The organism is Vibrio kasasachensis (genome assembly GCF_050337565.1).
Classification (GTDB): Bacteria; Pseudomonadota; Gammaproteobacteria; order Enterobacterales; family Vibrionaceae; genus Vibrio; species Vibrio kasasachensis.
Genome location: NZ_JAKJTB010000004.1, coordinates 1 through 1,574 on the forward strand (window position 1 = coordinate 1; position 1,574 = coordinate 1,574).

1 protein-coding gene is annotated in these 1,574 nt (G+C 50.5%); it reads right to left on the minus strand.

Annotated features, from left to right (window positions below; translation table 11 throughout):
* Nucleotides 1-1,574: T1SS-143 repeat domain-containing protein (locus L4C38_RS00190; RefSeq protein WP_489686408.1), on the minus strand; the 1,574-nt coding region annotated here is incomplete at both ends.

Genomic DNA, 1,574 nt, shown 5'->3' on the forward strand with positions numbered 1-1,574 from the left:
CCGCCGGAGGATAAATCAGCCAACACAGGTGAAGTGGCTTCAATTTGATAGCTCTTAATGCCATCCGCGCCCTCTTCAATCACGAAGTTGCCCGAGATTAGCGTCGGCTCTTTATCGGCATCAGAGCCCTGAGCACCACTGACATTAAGATCATCTTCATCAACACGGGTTTGCCCAGTAAAGCCACTTAAGGTTGGCGCATCATCCACTAGGGTAACGGGCAACACGGTGCTGCTGATGTCTCCATCTTGGTCTTGCGCTTGAATTGCGAAGTTGAGCAGTTTGCTCACTTCGTTATCAGCGTGGTCAATAGGCGCTTTTAACTCAAAGCTGTAGCTGCCATCAGCATTTAACGTTAGCTTAAACACTTCAACGTTGCCCGCTTTGGCGACATAGCTGTATTGGTTATCACCATTAACCGTTGGCGAATCGAGTGTGATTGCCACCCCACCCGAGCTAAGCCCATCCACCGGATTAGTGGTTGGGTCAATTCGGTACAACACCACGCCATCGGCGCCTTGAGTGGTAGTAAAATCACCGCTCACTTCCAGAGGTTGGTTACCATCGCTACCAGCTGGCAAATCATCTTCATCGACGCTTAACGGCTCAACCGACGTGATGGTTGGAATGTCATCCACCACGGTAATGGTCAAGGTTTGTGGCGCTGTGGTGTCGTTGTCAAAATCTGTTGCGCTGATATTAAAGCCCAGCTCAATCTCGTTCTCACCATCCGCCAGCGCATGATCGAGCGGCTGAAGTAGGTTGAATTGGTAGCTGTTATCAGCGGTATCAAACACCATAGTAAACACCGCTTCGCCCAAGAGCGTTTGGGCAGTGTAAGTAAACTGAGTGCCGTTTTGTACTGGCGAGCCATTACTCCACTCCAGCGCTTCGCCGCCGGAGGATAAATCAGCCAACACAGGTGAAGTGGCTTCAATTTGATAACTCTTAATGCCATCCGCGCCCTCTTCAATCACGAAGTTACCCGAAATTAGCGTCGGCTCTTTATCGGCATCAGAGCCCTGAGCACCACTGACATTAAGATCATCTTCATCAACACGGGTTTGCCCAGTAAAGCCACTTAAGGTTGGCGCATCATCCACTAGGGTAACGGGCAACACGGTGCTGCTGATGTCACCATCTTGGTCTTGGGCTTGAATTGCGAAGTTGAGCAGTTTGCTCACTTCGTTGTCAGCGTGGTCAATCGGCGCTTTTAACTCAAAGCTGTAGCTGCCATCGGCGTTTAACGTTAGCTTAAACACTTCAACGTTTCCCACTTTGGCGACGTAGCTGTATTGGTTATCACCATTAACTGTTGGCGGATCGAGTGTGATTGCCACCCCACCCGAGCTAAGCCCATCTACCGGATTAGTGGTTGGATCAATTCGGTACAACACCACGCCATCGGCGCCTTGTGTGGTGGTAAAATCACCGCTCACTTCCAGCGGTTGGTTACCATCGCTACCAGCTGGCAAATCATCTTCATCGACGCTTAACGGCTCAACCGACGTGATGGTTGGAATGTCATCCACCACGGTAATGGTTAAGGTTTGTGGCGCTGTGGTGTCGTTATC